The organism is Actinomadura keratinilytica (assembly GCF_039539665.1).
Lineage (GTDB): Bacteria > Actinomycetota > Actinomycetes > Streptosporangiales > Streptosporangiaceae > Spirillospora > Spirillospora keratinilytica.
The window spans coordinates 1-20144 of the sequence record NZ_BAABDO010000071.1 but is presented as its reverse complement, the minus strand read 5'-3'; the positions used below and the strand labels follow the sequence as shown (position 1 = coordinate 20144).

16 protein-coding genes are annotated in these 20144 nt (G+C 75.8%); 10 read left to right on the top strand and 6 right to left on the bottom strand.

Annotation, left to right across the window (positions count from 1 at the left end; translation table 11 throughout):
- Window positions 1-380 precede the first annotated feature (380 nt).
- The gene (locus ABD879_RS21035) at window positions 381-1202 is read left to right on the top strand and encodes a hypothetical protein (RefSeq protein WP_345023220.1); all 822 of its coding nucleotides are present in this window, start codon (window positions 381-383) and stop codon (window positions 1200-1202) included.
- A gap of 176 nt (window positions 1203-1378) precedes the next feature.
- On the opposite strand, the gene ABD879_RS21030 is transcribed toward ABD879_RS21035, so the two are convergent.
- Entirely contained in the window at window positions 1379-2161 is a 783-nt protein-coding gene (locus tag ABD879_RS21030; protein WP_345023219.1) for a hypothetical protein, read from the bottom strand.
- Window positions 2162-2276: 115 nt separating this feature from the next.
- Between ABD879_RS21030 and ABD879_RS21025 the strand changes: the two genes are divergently transcribed.
- Window positions 2277-3206 carry an aldo/keto reductase gene (locus ABD879_RS21025; RefSeq protein WP_345023217.1) on the top strand — a complete coding sequence of 310 codons (930 nt, stop codon included), beginning with the start codon at window positions 2277-2279 and terminating at the stop codon, window positions 3204-3206.
- A gap of 6 nt (window positions 3207-3212) precedes the next feature.
- On the opposite strand, the gene mtnA is transcribed toward ABD879_RS21025, so the two are convergent.
- Entirely contained in the window at window positions 3213-4244 is a 1032-nt protein-coding gene (gene mtnA / locus ABD879_RS21020) for an S-methyl-5-thioribose-1-phosphate isomerase (protein ID WP_345023216.1), read from the bottom strand.
- 633 nt (window positions 4245-4877) lie between these two features.
- Here mtnA and ABD879_RS21015 point away from each other — a divergent pair.
- Genes ABD879_RS21015 through ABD879_RS21005 form a run of 3 tightly spaced genes read left to right on the top strand, consistent with a single transcriptional unit; the run spans window position 4878 to window position 10131 of the window.
- Window positions 4878-5321, top strand: coding sequence for a hypothetical protein (locus ABD879_RS21015; RefSeq protein WP_345023215.1), 444 nt, complete (start codon window positions 4878-4880; stop codon window positions 5319-5321).
- Complete coding sequence (locus ABD879_RS21010) at window positions 5318-6841, top strand: DNA polymerase Y family protein (protein WP_345023214.1); 1524 nt, start codon at window positions 5318-5320, stop codon at window positions 6839-6841. Before ABD879_RS21015 ends, ABD879_RS21010 begins: the two co-directional genes overlap by 4 nt.
- Before the next feature lie 14 nt (window positions 6842-6855).
- Window positions 6856-10131 carry an error-prone DNA polymerase gene (locus ABD879_RS21005; RefSeq protein WP_345023213.1) on the top strand — a complete coding sequence of 1092 codons (3276 nt, stop codon included), beginning with the start codon at window positions 6856-6858 and terminating at the stop codon, window positions 10129-10131.
- A gap of 1 nt (window position 10132) precedes the next feature.
- Here the strand turns inward: ABD879_RS21005 and ABD879_RS21000 are convergent, their stop codons facing one another.
- Window positions 10133-12172, bottom strand: a complete 2040-nt coding sequence (locus ABD879_RS21000; RefSeq protein ID WP_345023212.1) for a protein kinase domain-containing protein — start codon at window positions 12170-12172, stop codon at window positions 10133-10135.
- Between the two features lie 330 nt (window positions 12173-12502).
- On the opposite strand from ABD879_RS21000, the gene ABD879_RS20995 reads away from it, so the two are divergent.
- Entirely contained in the window at window positions 12503-13981 is a 1479-nt protein-coding gene (locus ABD879_RS20995) for a polysaccharide deacetylase family protein (RefSeq protein ID WP_345023211.1), read from the top strand.
- Window positions 13982-13985: 4 nt separating this feature from the next.
- On the opposite strand, the gene ABD879_RS20990 is transcribed toward ABD879_RS20995, so the two are convergent.
- Entirely contained in the window at window positions 13986-14912 is a 927-nt protein-coding gene (locus ABD879_RS20990) for a Ppx/GppA family phosphatase (RefSeq protein WP_345023210.1), read from the bottom strand.
- Between the two features lie 120 nt (window positions 14913-15032).
- Between ABD879_RS20990 and ABD879_RS20985 the strand changes: the two genes are divergently transcribed.
- A complete protein-coding gene (locus ABD879_RS20985; RefSeq protein WP_345023209.1) occupies window positions 15033-15479 on the top strand; it encodes a PH domain-containing protein in 447 nt (148 codons plus the stop codon).
- A 67-nt stretch (window positions 15480-15546) separates the two neighbouring features.
- Here ABD879_RS20985 and ABD879_RS20980 read toward each other — a convergent pair whose 3' ends face one another.
- The gene (locus tag ABD879_RS20980; RefSeq protein WP_345023208.1) at window positions 15547-16464 is read right to left on the bottom strand and encodes a ribokinase; all 918 of its coding nucleotides are present in this window, start codon (window positions 16462-16464) and stop codon (window positions 15547-15549) included.
- Window positions 16465-16520: 56 nt separating this feature from the next.
- The gene (locus tag ABD879_RS20975; protein ID WP_345023207.1) at window positions 16521-16772 is read right to left on the bottom strand and encodes a hypothetical protein; all 252 of its coding nucleotides are present in this window, start codon (window positions 16770-16772) and stop codon (window positions 16521-16523) included.
- A gap of 288 nt (window positions 16773-17060) precedes the next feature.
- Between ABD879_RS20975 and ABD879_RS20970 the strand changes: the two genes are divergently transcribed.
- The 3 genes from ABD879_RS20970 to ABD879_RS20960 are packed head-to-tail and all read left to right on the top strand — an operon-like array spanning window position 17061 to window position 20078.
- Window positions 17061-17618 carry a hypothetical protein gene (locus ABD879_RS20970; RefSeq protein ID WP_345023206.1) on the top strand — a complete coding sequence of 186 codons (558 nt, stop codon included), beginning with the start codon at window positions 17061-17063 and terminating at the stop codon, window positions 17616-17618.
- Window positions 17615-18847 (top strand): hypothetical protein, encoded by a 1233-nt coding sequence (locus tag ABD879_RS20965; protein WP_345023205.1) that lies wholly within the window; start codon window positions 17615-17617, stop codon window positions 18845-18847. The genes ABD879_RS20970 and ABD879_RS20965 overlap by 4 nt, the downstream gene beginning before the upstream one ends.
- Window positions 18837-20078 (top strand): hypothetical protein, encoded by a 1242-nt coding sequence (locus ABD879_RS20960; RefSeq protein WP_345023204.1) that lies wholly within the window; start codon window positions 18837-18839, stop codon window positions 20076-20078. The genes ABD879_RS20965 and ABD879_RS20960 overlap by 11 nt, the downstream gene beginning before the upstream one ends.
- The last annotated feature ends 66 nt before the right edge of the window (window positions 20079-20144 follow it).

The following is a 20144-nucleotide window of genomic DNA, read 5'->3' as shown; positions in this document are numbered from 1 at the left end:
GCGTCGGCCGGGTTCGGAGAGCGGCCGCGCGGTGCGCGTACGGGCTGCTGGGCGGCGCGGCCATCGCGGGCGTCCTCTCGCTCGCCGCGCCCGGGGCGGCGAGCGCCACGGCCACACCCGAGCCCGACAGGCGCAACGCCCGGTCCGCGCCGTGCCGGCAGGCCCCGTACTTCGACTGGTACACCGCTCGGCTGTGCAAGGACATGTGGGAGGCGATGCGGCGGCGAGCATGGGCGGACAGGCCCCGTCCGAACCGGGCTCCCTCTCGGCGGGCCAAGCAGGAGAGGCGGGAGCGGGCACCCAAGGCGCAACCCCCTCCCACGGCCGCGTCGCCTCGTCCCCCCAAGCCGTCTCCGTCCCGGGTCAGTCCTTCCCCGTCGGTGTCCAAGACCGCGGCGCCGAGCGCCACCTCGGCACCGCCCTCCGCGCGGCCGTCTCCTCGGGCCCAGGTCGACGAGCAGCAAGGCGGCGCCCGATCGCTGCAACCGCTGCTGCTGCTCGGGCTGCTCCTGCCCGCCATGGCGGCCATCGGGTATCCGCTGCGCCATCGCATTCTCGCGGCGGCCGCAGCGGCGCTGCCCGCGGGTTCCCCGCCCGTCGAGGAGGAGGCCGCCGTCGCCTTCAGCTACCGCCCGGCCATCGATCCGTTCACGCTCCCGGTGCTCTGCCTGACGGGCAGGGGCGCCGCCGCGAGCGCGCGGGTCATGGCGCTGGCCGCCCTGGAGGGGTACCCGGACAGCGCCCTGGTGGTGATCCCCCGCTCCGACGCCACCATGCTGTTCGGCCTGGGCGAAGACGACCTGCTCGACGATTCCTCGGACGGGCTGTTCATCCCGGGCAACCTCGACGCCGCACTGGCCTACCTGGAGACGGAACTGGCCATGCGCCGGGAGGCGACCGCCCCGCACACACGCCGTCTGCTGCTGGTGGCCGACTGCGAGAAGGAGGCCGACCGGATCTCCAGGCTCCTGGCGCGCCACCCCGGCGACGTGTCCGCCGTGCTGCTGGGCGACTGGCCCGGCGACCGGGTCGCGGTGGACGACGACGGGCGGATCGACGCGCCGTCCGGCGTGGCCGGGGCGCTCCCCGAACGCCTTCCCGCCATGTCCCGCACCGAGGCCCGCGACCGCCTGTACGCGGCCGTCCGGAGCGACGCCCCCAAGAAGCGGCGGCGCGGCTCGCGCCACTCGAAGCGGACCTGATCACACGGCCGCACCGGCCAGAGCCCCGGTGTGGCGACATGGCTGTGCACTTCGCGGATGGCGGGCATGTACAGGCTGTCGGTCGGTTCCCCCGGTCAGAAGGCTCGGATGTCGGCGCACGCCCCTACGGCTCGTGCAGTGCATCGTGCGCGTGAGGTCGGCTGCCGGGGTGCGGGTCACGCCGGGGTTTTCTCGGGTTGGATGGTGGCTCTCGCGGCGGCCAGGGCGCGGAGGGCGCGGCCGGCGTCGGCGATCTTGGGCGGGGCGGCGGCCGCGCCTTCGAGGTAGGCGGTGCACTGCCGCAGCCAGTCGCGGAGGGTGTTCTCGCAGCGGGCCTGGTTGCGGCGGGCCCTCAGCTGGGCCGCGCGGCGCCGCTCGTGGCGGACGCGCTCGGCGACCTCCTGGTCGGCGGACAGGGCGCGGACGTCGTCGATGGAGTAGCGGCCCAGCTGGTCGGTGCCGAGGCGGCGTTCGGCGGCGATGCGCTCGAAGACGTCCTTGGGCCAGTCGAGGATCGCGGCGGCGCCGCGGGCGTCGACGGTGTCCAGGAGCGGGCCCTTGCGGGCGGCGACGACGGCGGTGATGGTCCCGGGGGCGAGGGCGTCCAGGTCGCGCAGCAGGTAGACCGGGTTGCCCTGGTAGCGGCTGATGACGGACAGGTCGCCGCGGGCGACGAGGATCTCGATGTCGGCCCGGTCGACGTCGAGGCCGACCCGCAGGGCCAGCCGGGCCGCGGCCTTGGCGGCGCCGATCGGCGGCTGCTCGCCGAAGGCGGACAGGATCTGCGGCCTGCGGTCGGCGCAGCGGTCGGCCAGTTCGGCGGACCAGCGGCGTCCGTCGACGTCGGGCTCGGGGAGGAGGCCGTGCTCGCGGGCCAGGCGCAGCTGCCAGGCGGTGATGCCCAGCAGGGCGGCGAACTGGCGGAAGGCGTAGTGCGGGCGAGGGGTTTCGGGGGTCATGGGGGCTCCTTTCGTTGCCGTGAGTACATCGTTGGATCCGGAGGGTGCGAAGGAAAGTAGAACGCCGTTCTGTGGATAAGTTCTCGGGGTGATCGATGCCAGGGGTGGAGGCGTGATGCGAAGGCTGGGTCTGGGGCTGGCGGCGTTGGGACGGCCCGCGTACATCAACGTGGGGCGCGGTGACCAGCTGCCGGATGGGCGCGGTGTCGAGGAGATGCGCGCGGCCACGTGGGATGTGCTGGACGCCGCGTACGAGGCCGGGATCCGGTGGGTGGACGCCGCGCGGTCGTACGGGCGGGCCGAGGAGTTCCTCGGCGGGTGGCTCGACGCGCGGGGGCATGACGACGTCGTCGTGTCGAGCAAGTGGGGTTACGCCTACGTCGGCGGGTGGCGCATGGACGCCGACGTCCACGAGGTCAAGGAGCACAGCCTGGACCGCTACCGGGCCCAGTACGCCGAGACCCGCGGCCTTCTGGGGAGGCGGGTGAGCGTCTACCAGGTGCACTCGCTGACCCATGACAGCCCGTTGTTCGGCGACGCGGCCCTGCAGGCCGCGCTGGCGGAGGCGGCGGAGGAGGGCGTCAGGGTCGGGTTCTCCACGTCCGGGCCCCGCCAGGGGGAGACCGTGCGCCGGGCGATGGAGCTCGAGGTCGCGGGGCGGCGGCTGTTCGACGCGGTGCAGTCGACGTGGAATCTGCTGGAGCCGTCCGTGGGCGACGCGCTGCGGGAGGCCCACGAGGCCGGGGCTCACGTGCTGGTGAAGGAGGCCATGGCCAACGGCAGGCTCGCCGTGCGGCCCCCGGAGGCGGTGCGCGAGGTGGCGGCCCGGCACGGGGTGGGGCCGGACGCGGTCGCCCTTGCGGCGGTGCTGGCGCAGGAGTGGGCCGGGACCGTGCTGCTGGGGGCGGTGAGCCCGGCGCAGTTGAAGTCCAACCTGGCGGCCGTCACGGTGTCGCTCGGGGAGGAGGAGCTGGCGGAGGTCATGGGGTCGGCCGTGCCGCCGGAGCGGTACTGGGCCGAGCGTTCCGCGTTGCCGTGGGTGTGACGGCGGTCAGCGGGAGGACGCGCGGCGGGGCGTCTCGCCGGAGGAGACCTCCAGCACGCCCGTCTCGGTCACCAGGGCGCTGACGAGCTTCGCCGGGGTGACGTCGAACGCCGGGTTGTAGGCGCGGGCGCCTTCGGGGGCGGCGTGCGCGCCGTTCCAGGCGAGGATCTCCTCGGGGGCGCGTTCTTCGATGGGGATGTCGCCTCCCGAGGCCGTGTTCAGATCGACGGTGCTCCAGGGGGCGGCGACGACGAAGGGTATGCCCGCCTCGGCGCAGGCCAGGGCCACGCTCACGGTGCCGACCTTGTTGGCGGTGTCGCCGTTGGCGGCGATCCGGTCGGCGCCGACGACGGCGACGTCGACCAGCCCGCGCAGGATGGTGGCGGGTGCCGCGCCGTCGGCCTGGATCAGGTAGGGGATGCCCGCCTGATCCAGCTCCCAGGCGGTGAGGCGCGCGCCCTGCAGCAGGGGGCGTGTCTCGTCGGCGTAGACGACCTCGACGCGTGCGCGGGCGTGCAGTTCGCGGACGACTCCCAGGGCCGTGCCCCAGCCCGCGGTGGCGAGGGCGCCCGCGTTGCAGTGGGTGAGGATGCGCAGGGGGCGGTCGGGGGTCCGGGCGAGGATCCAGTCCGCGCCGTGCCGCCCTATGGCGCGGTTGCCGTGCACGTCCTCGTCCAGCAGGGCCTGCGCCTCGGCCACGACGGCGTCGAGCCCCTTGGGGACGAGGGGCAGGACCCTGTCCACGCCGGCGGCGAGGTTGACGGCGGTGGGGCGGGCGTTTCGGATGCGTCCGATGGCGGCGTCGCGGGCGGCGTCGTCCCAGTGCTCCCGTTCGGCCTGGCGGATGGCGATGGCGACGCCGAACGCGCCCGCCACTCCCAGGGCCGGGGCGCCGCGTACGGCCAGGTTCCGGATCGCGGCCACGAGGGTGTCGACGTCGCGGACGTCGAGGTGTTCCAGCCGGTGGGGCAGCACCGTCTGGTCGATCAGCCGCAGCCCCTGTCCCGTCCACTCCACGGCCCGCACGTCATGCGCCATGACCCGCAGCATACGAACTCCGGGGGCGGGGACGCGATGGCCGTCTTCCCGCATCCCTCGGGCGGTCGTACGCCCCCGCGCCGGAGTCGTCTTGCGCGAGTGATTGCAGGGCGGGGTTCCGACCGCGGGAGGGCCTGTGGCGCCGAGGGTTTCGCGTTGCGGGGCGGGCGGCGCGGGGATGCGGTGTGACCTGCGATAACTTGACACATATCGAACCTGTGTTCGACATTGGTGCCCCGTGATCCGGGGGTGCGTGATCGTAGGGCGGGAGGGACCGTGGCGGAGTCGGCGTCGGTGCGGCTCGGCGCCGTCGGGTCCCCGGCGGCCGGGGGCGCGCCGTCGCGGGAGGGGCTCCGGGCGGATCCGGGGGCTTCGTCGGTGGGGACCCTGCGGAGCGCCTTCGGGCGGCCGGAGGCGGCGCTGACGCACGCGGGGGTGCGGCCCGGGTCGGCGGTGTCAGCGGATACCGTGCCCGTGCTGCCCGGGTTGCGCGATGTCATTCCCGGCGGTGCCCTGCGGGCAGGGTCCGTCGTGGGTGTGGACGGATCCGCGTCGCTGGGTGTCGCGCTGGTCGCGGGGGTGTCCGGGCACGGGGGCGCCGAGGGGCGGGGCGGTTGGTGCGGCGTGGTCGGCATGCCTGACTTCGGTGTGCTGGCCGCCGCGGAGATGGGTGCGGAGCCCGAACGGCTGCTTCTGGTGGACGAGCCCGGTGAGCGGTGGCCGGATGTGGTGGCGGCGCTGGTCGAGGCGGTGGACCTGGTGCTGTTGCGTCCCCCGGCTCCCCCTGCGGGGGCGGCCGTGCGGCGGCTGTCGGCGCTGGTCCGCAAGCACGGGTGTGTGCTGGCGTTGTCGGGTCCCTACGAGCGCCAGTGGCCGGGGGTGCAATTGCGGTTGCGCGTGGCCGAGGCGGAGTGGGAAGGCGTGGGTGACGGGCACGGCCTGCTGAGCGCGCGTCTCGCCCGGGTGGTGGCCGACGGGCGCGGGGGCGGGCGCAGCGCCTGGGTGTGGCTGCCCGGACCGGACGGGACGGTCACCGCTGCGACGGCCGTGCGGCCCGCCCTGGAGGTCGCGGGATGAGCCGGGTGCTGGCGGTGTGGTGTCCGGACTGGCCGGTCACCGCGGTGGGGATCGACGCCGCGACGCCGGGGGCCGTGGTGGCGGAGGGCCGGGTGGCGGCGTGCAGTTCCGCCGCGCGGGCCGCGGGCGTGCGGCGCGGGCAGCGGATCCGGGACGCGCAGCGGCGCTGCCCGGATCTCGTGGTGCGGGACCGCGACGGCGACGCCGAGGGGCGGCTGTTCGAGCGGGTGGTCGAGGCGGTCGCGGAGCTCGTGCCCAAGGTGGAGGTGGTGCGCCCGGGGCTGTGCGCCGTCCCGGCGCGCGGCGCCGCCCGCTTCTACGGCGGCGAGGAGTCGCTGCGGCTGCTGGTCCAGGACGCCGTGGTGGAGGCGGGGTTCGACTGCGGGGCGGGCATAGCGGACGGGTTGTTCGCCGCGGAGCTGGCCGCGCGTTCCGGCGGGGGCGGGGTCGTGGTGCCCGCGGGCGGGGCGGCGGCGTTCCTGGCGCCCTATCCGCTGTCGGTGCTGGACCGGCCGGAGCTGGCCGATCTCCTGCAGCGGCTGGGCGTCCGGACGCTGGGGGCGTTCGCGGCGCTGCCGTCCGGGCACGTGGCGGGGCGGTTCGGGGCGGACGGGGCGCTGGCGCACCGATTGGCGCGGGGCGAGGAGCCGCGGCCGGTGGCGCCGGCTCCGGCGACCGCCGACCTGTCGGTGCGGGAGGAGTTCGATCCGCCCGCCGCGCATGCCGAGCAGGTGGTGTTCGCGGCCAAGCGGCTGGCCGCCGAGCTGCACGAGGGGATGGCCGCGGGCGGGCTGACCTGCGTGCGGCTGGAGGTGACGGCCGGTTTCGCCGACGGCGGCGTCCTGCGCCGGCTGTGGCGGCACGACGGGGCGCTGTCGGCGTCGGCGGTGGCCGAGCGGGTCCGCTGGCAGCTGTCGGCGCGGCGGGCGCCTGAGGGGGCCGCGGACGCCGTGTGGGGCGGTGTGGCGTGGTTGGAGCTGGCTCCGGACCAGCTCGTCCCGGACGAGGGCCGGCAGGAGGCGCTGTGGGGCCGGTCCACGGTGACCGAGCGCATCGCGCGGGCGGTGGACCGGATCCAGGCGCTGCTCGGCCACCGCGGCGTCACCCGGCCGGTGGTGACCGGCGGCCGGGGCCCGGGCGAGCGGGTGGCGCGGGTGCCGGTCGGCGACCTGCCTCCGGCGGGGGTTCCGGACGGTCCGTGGCCGGGGCGGATCGAAGGCCCGGCTCCGGCGGTGGTTCCTCCGGCGCCGCGGTCCGCGGCGGTCACGGACGCCTCCGGGGAAACGGTGGGGGTGTCGGCGCGGTGTGCGGTGTCGGCGCCGCCCGCGCATGTGGCCGTGGCGGGCGGCAGGGCCGAGCGGGTGACGGCGTGGACGGGGCCGTGGCCGGTGTCCGAGTACTGGTGGGCCCCCGAGCGCGCGCGGCGCCGGGCCCGGTTCCAGGTCGTCACGGCGGAGGGGCATGCCTACCTGCTGGCTGTGGAAGGGGGGCGTTGGCATGTGGAGGCCGTGTACGAGTGAGCGGAGCGGACGGTATGGGCTGGAGTAATCCGCCGATTCCGTGGCGCGAGTTCGAGCGGCGGTTGTCGTGGGGGCGGCGGAAGCGGGCCGCGCGGGAGCGGGTGGAGCCGGTGCGGGCGGCGGCGAGGCCCGTGCGGCCTGCCGCCGTGCCGTGGGCGGAGCTGCACTGCCACTCGTCGTTCAGCTTCCTGGACGGGGCGAGCGACCCGGCCGCGCTGGTGGCGGAGGCGGCGCGGCTCGGGGTGGAGGCCATGGCGCTCACCGACCACGACGGGATGTACGGGGCGGTGCAGTTCGCGCAGGCGGCGTCCGAGGCGGGCATCGCGACGGTGTTCGGGGCCGAGCTGAGCCTGGGGCTGCCCGGGCCCCGGACGGGTGAGCCCGATCCGGCGGGCCGGCATCTGCTGGTGCTGGCGCGGGATCCGGAGGGGTACGCGCGGCTGTGTTCGTCCATCACCGCCGCGCAGCTGGCGGGCGGGGAGAAGGGGCGGCCCGTCTACGACGTGGGGGCGCTCGCCGACGCCCACGGCGGCCACTGGGCCGTGCTGACCGGGTGCCGCAAGGGGGCGGTGCCCGCCGCGCTGCGGGAGCGGGGTGCGGACGCCGCGGAGCGGGAGCTTCGCGGGCTGGTGGACATGTTCGGCCGCGGCAACGTGTTCGTGGAGCTGGTCGACCACGACCTTCCGGGCGACGATCCGCGCAACGACGCCCTGGCGGAGCTGGCGGCCCGCGTGGGCGTGGATGTGGTGGCGTCCAACAACGTGCATTTCGCGGCGCCCGGCCCGGACGCGCGGCTGGCGCAGGCCCTGGCCGCCGTGCGCGCGCGGCGCAGCCTGGACGACATGGCGGGGTGGCTGCCCGCCGCCGGCACCGCGCACCTGCGCGGCGGGGCGGAGATGGCGGTGCGGCTCGCGCGGTTCCCCGGGGTGCGGGAGCGCACCGTGGAACTGGCCCGGGAATGCGCGTTCGACTTCGCCGTCGTGGCGCCGCGCCTGCCGGACTGGCCCGTCCCCGACGGCCACACCGAGGCGAGCTGGCTGCGGCACCTGGTGGCGGAGGGGGCGCGGCGGCGGTACGGGCCGCCCGGACGGGAACGCGTCCCGGGCGCGTACGCCCAGATCGCCAAAGAGCTGGACGTGATCGAGCAGCTGGGCTTCCCCGGCTACTTCCTCATCGTGCACGACATCGTGGAGTTCTGCCGCAGCCGCGGCATCCTGTGCCAGGGGCGGGGCTCGGCGGCCAACTCGGCGGTGTGCTACGCGCTCGGCATCACCGGTGTGGACGCGGTGCGGCACGGGCTGCTGTTCGAGCGGTTCCTGTCCCCCGGGCGCGACGGGCCTCCCGACATCGACCTGGACATCGAGCACCGCCGCCGTGAGGAGGTCATCCAGTACGTCTACGACAAGTACGGGCGCGAGCGCACCGCGCAGGTCGCCAACGTCATCAGCTACCGGCCGCGCATGGCCGTACGGGACGCGGCGCGCGCGCTCGGGTTCTCCCCCGGGCAGCAGGACGCCTGGTCGCGGGGCATCGATCCGCGCGATCCGGTCGGCTCGGAGGCCGACATCCCGGAGGCGGTGACGCGGCTGGCGCAGCGCATGCTCGCGCTGCCCCGGCACCTGGGCATCCACTCGGGGGGCATGGTGATCGCCGACCGGCCGGTCGGGGAGGTGTGCCCCGTGGAGTGGGCGCGGATGCCCGGCCGCAGCGTCCTGCAGTGGGACAAGGACGACTGCGCGGCGGCGGGGCTGGTCAAGTTCGACCTGCTGGGGCTGGGCATGCTGGCGGCGCTGCACGACTGCTTCGACCTGGTGGCCGAGCACCACGGCGAGCGGTACGACCTGCAGTCCGTCCCCCCGGAGGACCCCCTGGTGTACGACATGCTGTGCGACGCGGACACCGTCGGGGTGTTCCAGGTGGAGTCGCGGGCGCAGATGGCGACGCTGCCCCGGCTGAGGCCGCGCGAGTTCTACGACCTGGTGGTGGAGGTCGCGCTGATCAGGCCCGGCCCCATCCAGGGCGGCTCCGTCCACCCGTATCTGCGGCGCCGCCGGGGGGAGGAGCCCGCCGAGTGCCCGCATCCGCTCATGGAGAACGCGCTGGCGCGCACCCTCGGCGTCCCGCTGTTCCAGGAGCAGATGATGCAGCTGGCCGTGGACTGCGCGGGCTTCTCCCCCGCCGAGGCCGACCGGCTGCGGCAGGCGATGGGCGCCAAGCGGGCGCCGGAGCGGGTGGGGCGGCTCCGGGAGCGGCTGCTGAGCGGCATGGCCGAGCGGGGCATCCCCGCCGACGTCGCCGAGGACGTCTACGAGAAGATCCTCGGTTTCACCGGGTACGGGTTCCCCGAGTCGCACGCGCAGAGCTTCGCGCACCTGGTGTACGCCAGCGCCTGGCTCAAGCGGCACTACCCCGCGGCGTTCACCGCCGCGCTGGTGCGCAACCAGCCGATGGGCTTCTACTCGCCGCAGTCGCTGCTGGCCGACGCCCGCCGCCACGGGGTGGAGGTGAGGGGCGTGGACGTCAACGCCAGCGGCGCGCACCCCACCCTGGAGGAGCCCGTGCCGGTGCGGTCGAGGCACCCGCACGCGCCCAGCGCGCCGCAGCCCGCGATCCGCCTGGGCCTGGCGGGCGTGCGCAACCTGGGCGAGGAGGCCGCCGAGGCCATCGCCGCAGGCCGCCCCTACGCGAGCATGGAGGATCTGGCGCGGCGCGTCCCCCTGTCCGCGGCGGCGCTGGAGGCCCTGGCCACGGCCGGGGCGTTCGGCTGTTTCGGTCTGTCGCGCAGGGAGGCGCTGTGGGCGGCGGGCGCGCTCGCCGGGAGCGGCCCCGACCAGTTGGAGGGCGCCACCCCGGGAACGGTCGCCCCGGCGCTGCCCGCGATGACCCCCGTGGAGGAGACCCTGGCGGACCTGTGGGCGACGGGGGTCTCCCAAACCCATCCCATGGCGCACGTGCGGGAGGCGCTGGACGAGCTGGGCGCCGTGCCCTCCGAGGGGCTCGCGCAGGTGCCCGCGGAGACCAACGTGGTGGTGGCGGGCCTGGTCACCCACCGGCAGCGGCCCCCGACGGCCGGGGGGATGGTGTTCATGACGCTGGAGGACGAGACGGGCGTCATCAACGTGGTGTGCCCGCCGCCGGTGTTCCAGCGGCACCGGGGCCTGGCGGTCGACGCGCAGGCGCTTCTGGTGAACGGGCGCCTGGAGCGCGTGGACGGGGTCACCAACGTCCGCGCCACCCGGTTGCGCCGCCTTCCCGTGCCCGGCCGCGTCCGCGCCCGCAACTTCCGCTGAGCTAGGACCAGCCGGGGTGCCCCAGCGACACGGCGCCGGGGACGATGGACTGGTCGCCGGAGCCGTCCGGGCGCACCGCGCGCAGGCGGGGCTGGGCGTAGCGGCCGTTGACGTAGGCGATCCACGCGCCGTTCCGCGACCACGTGGGGTCCATGTCGTGTCCGGCGCCGGTGGTGACGCGGCGGGCGCCGGTGCCGTCGGCGTTCATCGCCCAGATGTCGGCCTGGGGGTAGGCGCCGCGCGTGTAGGCCAGGCGCCGCCCGTCCGGGGACCAGGCGGGGTCGACGGCGCGGACGCCGTCCGCGGTGAGCCTCGTCCAGGGCCGGTCGGGGTGCTGCGGGTCGAGCGTGTAGATCTGCTCGGTGCCGCTGCGCTTGCTCCAGAACGCCAGCCGTCCCGTGGCCGACCACGCGGGGTCGTCCTTGTCCGCGGGGTCGTCGGTGAGGCGGGTCGGCGTCGCCTCGCCGATGGTGATGGCGAAGATCTGCGCGACGCCGTTGTCGCGGCCCATGAACGCCAGCCGGCGGCCGTCCGGGGACCAGGTCACGCGCCCGCCCGATATCCGGTCGGTGACCTTGCGCGGATCGCTGCCGTCGGCGTTCATCACCCACGCCTCGGTGCGGCCGCCGCCCGACCGGGTGAAGGCGATCCGCCTGCGGTCCGGCGACCATACGGGGAGGGTGTCGCAGCGCGGGCCGCCCGCCAGGGTCGTGGGGGCGGTGGCGCCGGGGACGTACACGCCGATGTCGCCGTGGCATGTGCCGGGCCATCCGGGCCGGGTGTCGATCCGGACGAGCAGGGGGTCCCTCGGCAGTGCCGCCGGGGCCGCCGCCCCGGTGCCGGACGCGCCGTCGCGGTCCCTGACCAGCAGCACGACGCCGCCTGCGACGACGGCCGCCATGAGCGCCGCCACGCCCGCGAGAACGGCGGGACGCCGGGGACGGTGCCGATCAGGACGCCCCGCGGTCTCCCACGTGGCCGCCCCGTGTTCACTCGGTGCGGCCGTACCCGCGTCGTGTCGCGTCGCGGAGGGGCCCGGCGCGGCGGCCCCTGGTTCCTGGGGTGTCGTCGTGGGTTCCTCGGGCCCGGCGGGTCCCTGCTCTTGCCGCGTCGCGGGCCCGCTCGGCGCGGCGGGGCCCGGGTCCTGCAGGGTCGGTGGGGTGCGCCAGGATTCGTCGATCGTGGTGTTGACGTCGGCCTCGGTTCCGGTGCCCCCGGTGAGGGCCAGCAGGAGGTCGCGGGCGCTGGGCCGTTGCGCGGGGTCCTTGGCGAGGGCGCGGCGGACCAGGCCCGCCAGGGGTTCGGTGAGCACGCCCAGGTCGGGGGCGGCGTGGACGGCGCGCGCGGCCATGAGCTGGAACGAGCCCTGGCCGTAGGGGTTGCGGCCGTTGGCGGCGTAGGCGACCAGGCAGCCCCAGGCGAACACGTCGACGGCGGGGGTGGGGGGCTGCCCGAGGATCTGCTCGGGCGCGATCCAGCCGGGGCTGCCGATGACCTGGCCGGTGCGGGTGTGGGACGCGGCGGCGTCGAGGGCGCGGGCGATGCCGAAGTCGATGACGCGCGGGCCGGAGATGGACAGCAGCACGTTGCTGGGCTTGAGGTCGCGGTGGACGAGCCCGGCGGCGTGGATGCCGACCAGGGCGGCGGCCACGCCGACCGCGACGCCGTGCAGCATGCCGGGCGACAGCGGGCCGTTGTCGGTGACGTGGCGCAGCAGCGACGGGCCCTCGATGTACTCGGTCACCAGGTAGGCCAGGCCGTCGTCCTCGCCGTGTTCGAGGACCTGCGCGGTGCAGAACGCGGCGACCCGCTCGGCGTTGCGTGCCTCGTCGCGGAAGCGGGCGAGGAAGGCGGGGTCGTCGGCCAGCCCGGGGCGCACCACCTTCACCGCGACCGGCCGTCCGTCCGGGTCGCGGCCCAGGTAGACCGCGCCCATCCCGCCCTGGCCGATCTTGGCTTCGATGCGGTACCGGCCCACCCGCGACGGCAGGTCGAGCCGGGACTCCCCCACGTTCGCGCCAGGGGTCGGCGGGCCGTCCATGGCGATCCCCTTTCACCACCGGGCGGCCTCCCGCGAGGCCCGCTCCCTTCCGCAGGGACCCGCGGGGAGCCACCGCCGCGCCGGCGGTCCGGGTCCGTTGTGTGCTCACGATGGCAGACGCGCGGTCCCGCGGCCAAGTTCGGACGCGGGTCAACAGATCGCCAAATGCCGCTCGCCGGACATTAAAGATCGCTATGTACCCCCCACGCCGACGATCGAAACGGCCATTTCGGCATTAATGTGGCAGCTTGCCAGAGTCAACGTGGGGCCACCGTCGTCCACACCGTCCGACCCTCACCGTCCAGCATCGCCGACCAAGGGAGTGCTCTGTTGTCCGGGACGCGCCGGCGGCTGACCGGCCTATGGCACGGTGCCGCCGCCACGGCGCTCGGGGCGGTGTTCCTCGCCGGGTGCACCGCGCAGCCGAGCAGGCACGCCGCGGCGCCGGGGGGCTCCCCGACGATCCGCACCGCCGACCCTGCCGCGGTGCCCGGTCTGACCACCGTGACGCGCGTCCGGCGGGACGCGAACCAGCGGGTGTTCATCGGGTACCCGGACGTGCCCGGGGCGCCGGAGCTGACCAAGGCGCTGGCCGCCGCGGTCGACGAGCAGGTGGCGCCGTTCGACTCCGCGAGCACCCGGATCCCGCCGCTGCCCGCCGGCGACGTGCCGGAGCTCAACGTCCGGTGGTCGCTGACGGCCGCGTCGGACGACGTGGTCGGGGTCCGGCTGGTGACGTCCCGGACGCTGGGCTTCACGGGGGGCGAGGCGCGGCGCACGCTGTGGTACGACGGCGTCACCCGGACGGTGCACCCGTCGGCCGACCTGGTGAACGGCCCGCAGGGGCTGGCCGCGCTGACGCAGCGGGTCCGCGAGCACCTGGGCGGCCAGGTCACCCCCGAACGGGTCCGGCCGGATCCCCTGCTGTTCTCCTCCATGGGCTTCAACGCCGACGGCGACCTGGTGGTGGAGTTCAGCGACTACACCGTCGCGCCCGGGACGGCCGGACGGGTCGCCGCCGTCCTGAAGAGCGCGGCGGTCACACCGCTGCTGTCGGACTTCGGGCGGCGCGCGCGCCAGGCCGCCCTCGCCCGCCGGCCGCAGGCGGCCCTGCGTCCGGAAACGACCGGCACCCCGTCCAGCGCGCCGAGCGTGAAAGCGCAGTCGGCCGCCCCGCCGGAGCCCGTGGACTGCCGCCGCGCCAAGTGCGTGGCGCTGACGTTCGACGACGGCCCCGGGCCTTATACGGGGCGGCTGCTGGACACGCTGGCCGCCCACGGTGCCCGCGCCACGTTCTTCGTGGTGGGCGGCAGCGCCGCCGTCCACCGCGACCTGCTGCGCCGGCAGGCCGCCGAGGGGCACGAGATCGGCAACCACACGCAGGACCACCGCGACCTGGAACGCCTGGCCGCCATCCAGGTGAACACGGACGTGCAGGAGACGCAGCTGCTCGTACGCGACGCCGTGGGACGCGCACCGCGGCTGCTGCGGCCCCCGTACGGCTCGACCAACGGCTCGGTGGGGGAGGTCGCCGCGTCCCTGGGGCTGGTACAGGTGATGTGGAACGTCGACGTCCGCGACGAGGTCACGAGCGACCCGAAGGCGATCGCGGACCGCACCGTGTCGGCGGCCCGCCCGGGCGCGGTGGTCCTCCTGCACGACACCCGGCGCCCGACGGCGGAGGCCCTCCCGCGCATCCTGGACCGGCTCGCCCGCAAGGGGTACCGGTTCGTGACCGTCTCGCAGCTGATGAGCGGGACCCGCGTGTCCCCCGGGGACGTCTTCGGCGGGCACACCGGCGGACGCTGACCGCTCAGCCGGTGATCATGTCGAGGCGGCGCAGGATGACGCCCTCGCGCAGCGCCCAGGGGCAGATCTCCAGCTCCGCCAGGCCGAACAGGTCCATCACGGCGTCGGCGACGATCGCGCCCGCGGGCAGCAGCGGCGCCCGCTGCTCGGACACGCCGGGCAGCCCGGCCCGCTCCTCGACGGTCATGCGGGCCAGCTTCCCGGTCCACTCCACCAGGTCGGCGTGGCGCAGCAGCCGCTCGGCGTAGGGGCCCTCCGAGGAGGGGGCGGCCCCGGTGATGCGGGCGAGCTGCCGGAACGTCTTGGAGGTGGCCACGGCGTGGTCGGGCGGCCCGAACCGCACCACCTCGCCGATCCGGCGGGCGATCTCGGTGCGGACGTGGCGGCGCAGCGCGCGCAGCTCGCCGGGCGGCGCCGGGTCGGCGGTCAGGTGGTCGCGGGTGAGCCGACCGACGCCCAGCGGCAGGGAGATCGCCACGTCCGGGTCCTCGTCGATGCCCGCCGCGATCTCCAGCGAGCCGCCGCCGATGTCGATCACCAGCAGGCGGCCGGAGGACCAGCCGAACCAGCGCCGCACCGCCAGGAACGTCAGCCGCGCCTCGTCGGGGCCCGGCAGCGCGCGGATGTCCACGCCGGCCCGCGCGCGGATCCGGGCGAGCACCTCCTCGCCGTTGGCGGCGTCGCGCACGGCGGAGGTGGCGAAGGCGACCAGGTCCTCCACGCCCTTGTCCTCGGCGACCCGCAGCGCCTCGTCGACGAACTCGTTCAGCAGGGCCTCGCCCTTCTCCGTCAGGCGGTCGCCGTCCAGGTGGGCGGCCAGCCGCAGTTCCTCCTTGTGGGAGAAGGCAGGCAGGGGGCGCGCCCCCCGGTGGGCGTCCACCACCAGGAGATGCACGGTGTTCGAGCCCACGTCCAGCACGCCGAGTCGCATGCCATGACGCTATCGGACGAATGCCCCGCCCATTCGCACGGATCATGAGTTTCGTCCCGTGCCCCGGGGGGGGCACCGGGGCACGGTGCGGGATGACGGGGCGTTGCTACCGTGACCGGTGTGAGCGAGGAAGGCGGGGCGCCACGGAGCTGGCGGGTGCCGCCGGCGCACGTCGCGGTCAAGGCGGGGGGCGCCGCGGTGGTGGCGACGCTGGCCGCGCTGTCGGCCGACGACCGGCAGTTCCTGCTGCTGGCGGCGGTGGCCGCGTTCGGGCTGGCCGCGCTCGCCCTGCGGGACGTCCTGGCGCCGGTGCGGGTCGCCGCCGACGCCGAGGGCGTGACCGTGGTGCGCGGGTACGCGGGAAGGCGCCGGCTGGCCTGGCCCGAGGTGACGGCGATCCGGGTGGACGAGCGGCGGCGCCTGCTGATGGACACCCGGCTGCTGGAGATCGAGTCCGCCGACGACCTGTTCCTGTTCAGCTTCTTCGACCTGGGGGCCGACGTCCACGACGTGGCGGACGCCCTGGAACGACTCCGCAGGCACGCCCTATCCCGCCCCGAGGGGTAGGCCGCCCCGCCGCCGTAAGGGGCGCCGGGGTTCCTCCGGAGGCGCCACCCGGGGGGCGGGACGCCGGTCAGAGCGGCAGTTCGTCCTCCGCCCTGGGGTAGGAGCTCTGCGCGCCGGGCTTGCCGACGGCCGCGGCCCCCACCCGCACCGCGTAGTGCGCGGCCTCGTCCAGGGCGTCCCCCCGGGCCAGGCGCAGGCACAGCGCGGCCGTGAAGGCGTCGCCCGCGCCCGTGGTGTCCACGACCTCCACCTTGGGGGCCGCGACGACGGTCACCGCACCGGACGCGTCGGCCGTCAGCGCGCCGTCCCCACCGAGGGTGATGACCACCGACCGGGGGCCGCGCTCCAGCAGCGCCCCGGCCATCGCCGAGGGCGCCTCCAGGCGCTCCCCGCCGCCGCGTCCGAGCAGGAACGCCGCCTCGTGCTCGTTGACCACCAGCGGGTCGCACAGCGCCAGCAGCTCATCCGGCACGGGGGCGGGCGGGGACAGGTTCAGCACCACGCGCGCCCCGGCGTCCGCGGCCGCCCGGGCGGCGGCCAGGACGGTCGGCACGGGGGTCTCCAGCTGCAGCGACACGACCGCCGCCGAGGAGATCATGCCGCGTGCCGCGGCGACGTCGTCCGGGCCGAGGCGGGCGTTGGCGCCGGGCGAGACGATGATGCTGTTGTCGCCGTCCGGCCCCACGGTGATGAGGGCGACGCCGGACGGGCCGGGCGTGACCAGCAGGTGGTCCAGCCGCACCCCCGCGTCGGCGAGCGCCCCGCGCAGGAACTCGCCGTGCCCGTCGTCGCCGACCCGGGCCAGGATGCCGACCCGGCCGCCGAGCCGCGCCGCGGCCGCCGCCTGGTTGCCGCCCACGCCGCCCGGATGCACGGCCAGGTCGGACCCGAGCACGGTCTCGCCGGGCGCCGGGCGCCGCTCGACGCCGACCACCAGATCCGCGTTGACCGATCCCACCACGACGACGTCGAACCCCTCCGACACCGCACCCTCCTCGCCACCGAGCCGTACGGACGCAGGGCTCAAGCTTGCCACCACGGTCAGGTGCCGGGGTCGCAGGGCCGCAGCGACGCCAGATCCACCACCTCGGACAGCTCCTCGACGGTCGGGTAGTAGCCGCGGCCGACGCGGGCGCCCCCGTCGGTCACCAGGAACGCGCCCGGCACCCCCGCGGGGACGCCGGCGGCGTCCGCCCACACCCGGTGCGCACCGACCAGCCGGACGGCGGTGACCCGCACCCCGCCCGGGCCCGCCCAGCAGCCTCGTTCACCGTCCCCCCGGTCTTCCCCCACGAGGGGATGTTACTTTCCGTGAAGTAGACGACACACTGCGGGGTTGTGGCGGCAGGGGCCGATGGGGCCAGGGGTGAACGCCGTTAGACTGCGGACGTGCGGTGGTTCGCCTTGATCATTACATTTGCGCTGGCCGGGTGCGTCCTGACCGGCACGGCGCGGGCCGCCGCGCCGTCACCGTCATCGTCATCGTCACCGTCATCGTCACCGTCATCGTCACCGCCGGCGTCACCGTCACCGCCGTCACCGACGCCGGCTTCGGGGAACCTGGCCGACCGGCTCGCGCGGATGCTGGCCGACGACCCGGTCCAGCTCACCGACCACGCCCCGCGGGCGCTGCCCTACGACGCGTACGAGCGGATCCGCGCCGCGGTGGCGCGCCTGCACGTCCCGGCGTACGTGGTGGTGACGCCGGGCTGGACGCAGGTGGCGCCGAAGGACGACGACCTGATCGCGTCGCTGCACGACCGGCTCGGCAAGGACGGGGTGTACATCGTCACCGATCCGTCCGGGTCCGGCGCGGCGCGGCACTTCGGTGGAACGCTCCCGGCCGACCGCGCGTGGACCGCGGCGTACCTGCGGTCGGGGCGGGACGAGACGCTCGTGGAGCAGATCACGCGGTTCGTCGACCTGGTGTCCGCGCCCGACGCGCAGCGCAGGATCGAGCAGGCGCGCGAGGAGGCGCGCCGGGACGACTCGTCCGACGGCCCCAGCGAAAGCGACATCAGGGACCGCAAGGAGATGGCGGCGTTCGGGGCGGGCAGCGCCCTGACCGGGGTGCCGCTGCTGGCGCTGCTGCTGCGCCGGTCGTCCCGCCGCGGCGCGGCCCGGACGGCGCGGCGATGATCGGACGCCTGGCGGCGGTGCTCGCCGCCGCACTGCTGCTCGCCGGTCTGTGGGCGCCGGCGGGCCCCGCCGCGGCGGCGCCGTCGCCCGTGCCGCACGAGGAGGCCCGGTTCGCCCGGGTGGCGGCGGAGCTGGCCAGGGATCCGCTGTCGGTCGACATGTACCTGGCGGACGCCTTCAGCCGGGCCGACCGCAAGCGGATCAAGGCGCAGATGGCCGGAACGGCCAAGCGCATCGGCGTCCCCGTGTACGTCGTCGTCGCGCCCAACCCGACGGAGTCGGAGTCCTACGGGGAAGACGAGGCGTTCCTGTTCGGCCTGCATGAACGCGTGGGGCGCAACGGCCTGTACGTCTTCGTCGACGAGCACGGATACATCGACTCCGTGGCGTTCGGCGTTCCGCGCCAGGTCCCCTACACGCCGAGCAGGATCCGCTCCCCCGCCGACCCGGACGCGCCCATGGCGGACGTGCCCGCGCGGCTAGGGCAGCTGTTCGACTCCGTGGCGTCGGCCCCGTCCGCCCCCGCGAGCACGCCCACCCTCTACAGCACGCCGCCTCCGTTCGGGCAGGAGCATCCGCCGCTGGAGGCCGAGTTCTGGGGGCCGTTCCTCGCAGGGGCCCTCGCCGTCGGCCCCATCGGGGCGGTGCTGCTGTTCGCGTTGGTCCGCGCCCCGATCGCAGGGGTCCGCGCCATGCGCACACGGTCCAGGACACCGTCCCGCGGGGAGACCAAGCCGTCGCCGCGCTCGCTGCGTACGCGGGCCGCCCGCGCGCTCGGCGAGCTGCGCAACATGCTGCCCGACCACGAGGAGTCCCCGGGGCACGCCTACGCCGCCCGCGCCTACGACGCCGCGCAGATCCTCTTCGACGACGTCGCCGGGGCCCCGGCGGACGCCGACGAGGCCGTGCTCGACCTGGTGTGGGTGGTCGTGCTGGCACGTCAGGGCCGGGAGGTGCTGGACGGGGCGAAGGCCCGCCCCTCGGCGCCGTGCTTCGTCAACCCGCTGCACGGGCCGTCCGCCGGGCACCGCAAGATCAAGGGGCACGGGCGCCGCCCCGTGTGCGCCGACTGCGCCGCGGCGCCCCCGTCGTCGCTGGCGGCCAGGACGCTGCGCGTCCCCGGCGGCCGTCTCCACTACGGCGTCCCCGGACGCTGGTCCCGGTTCGCGTCCGCGGCGCAGGGCCGCGAACTGCCCTCGGTGGTACTGGAGTCTCTCGGTGTCGACTGAACACTGGCCGATCGCACGTCCCGCGAGCGCCCGGAGGGCGCCGTCGCCCGGCGAGCGGATCGCGGCGGCGCTGCGCAAGTCGCCGATCTATGTCGACCCGTCGCTGGCGTCCGCCCTGCCGAAGGGGCGGCGGCGGGAGCTGCTGGCGCACATGCGCCGGTCGCCGGTCCCCGTCTACGTCGTGCTCGTGCCGCTGGTGAAGGGCGGCACGTGGGAGGACCCCGACCAGCTCCTCACCGTCGTGCACGACCGGCTCGGCCGCGACGGCGCGTACCTGTCCCTGGACGACTTCCAGGACCAGCTCGCGGCGCGGCAGTGGGGCGGCACGCGCGAACAGCAGCAGAACACCCGCTACGCCGCGCAGGTGCCGTTCTTCCTGGACGAGATGAAGGACGCGCCGCTGGCCGACCGGCTGATCCGCGCCGTGGACCTGATCGCGGCGGGCCGGGGCAAGGCCGAGTACGAGGCCGCCACCGCGCACCTGGGGCGGACGCGTTCCTCCACCGGTTCCGGCAAGAGCGACGACGGCGGCGGCGTGCCTCTGCCCGCGGTCCTGGGCGCGGCGGGTCTGGGCGCGGCCGCCGTCGCCGGGCTGGCGGTGTGGCGGTGGCGGCGGACGGGCCGCGTCCCCCCGCCGTCGCGGCACCGGCTGCCGCGCACCGTGCTGGCCACCGCCCTGCGCGCGAACGAGGAGGAGCTGCGCGAGCAGGCCGCCCGCGAGGTCGTGGCGTTTGGCGAACTGCTGGACCGGACCGACGTCGACGCCTCGGCCCCGCGCGTCCGGGCCCTGCTGACCGAGGCGCTGGACGCCTACCAGGCGGCGGGCAAGGTGCTGGACGCGGCGCGCGGGCTGCCGGACCTGGCCGGGGTGCTCGTGCTGGTCGACCGGGGCCGCGACGCGCTGGAGTCGGCGCGGTCGCTGGCCGGCGGCGGCCGGGAGATCCCCGCCAGCCCGCTGTGCTTCTTCAACCCCCTGCACGGCGACTCGGCGGTCGCGGTGAACTGGCGTCCCCTGGGCAGCCGCGAGCGGCTGCGCGTCAAGGCGTGCCACGACTGCGCCAAGGCCGTCCGCGCCCACCGCACCCCGCAGGTGCTGCTCGACAGGGTGGACGGACGCCCGGTGCCGTACTTCGAGGTCGACGCGGACGACAGCCTGTGGGCCCGCACCGGGTACGGGCAGCTGCGCGGCGACCTCGTGCAGCGGATCCTGCGCGGCGACCTGCGCCGCTGAGCGCCGCCCGCGGCGCCGGGCGGACGGCGGGGGGCGCCCGGTGCCCGCCGGGCCCCGCGCGCGGCC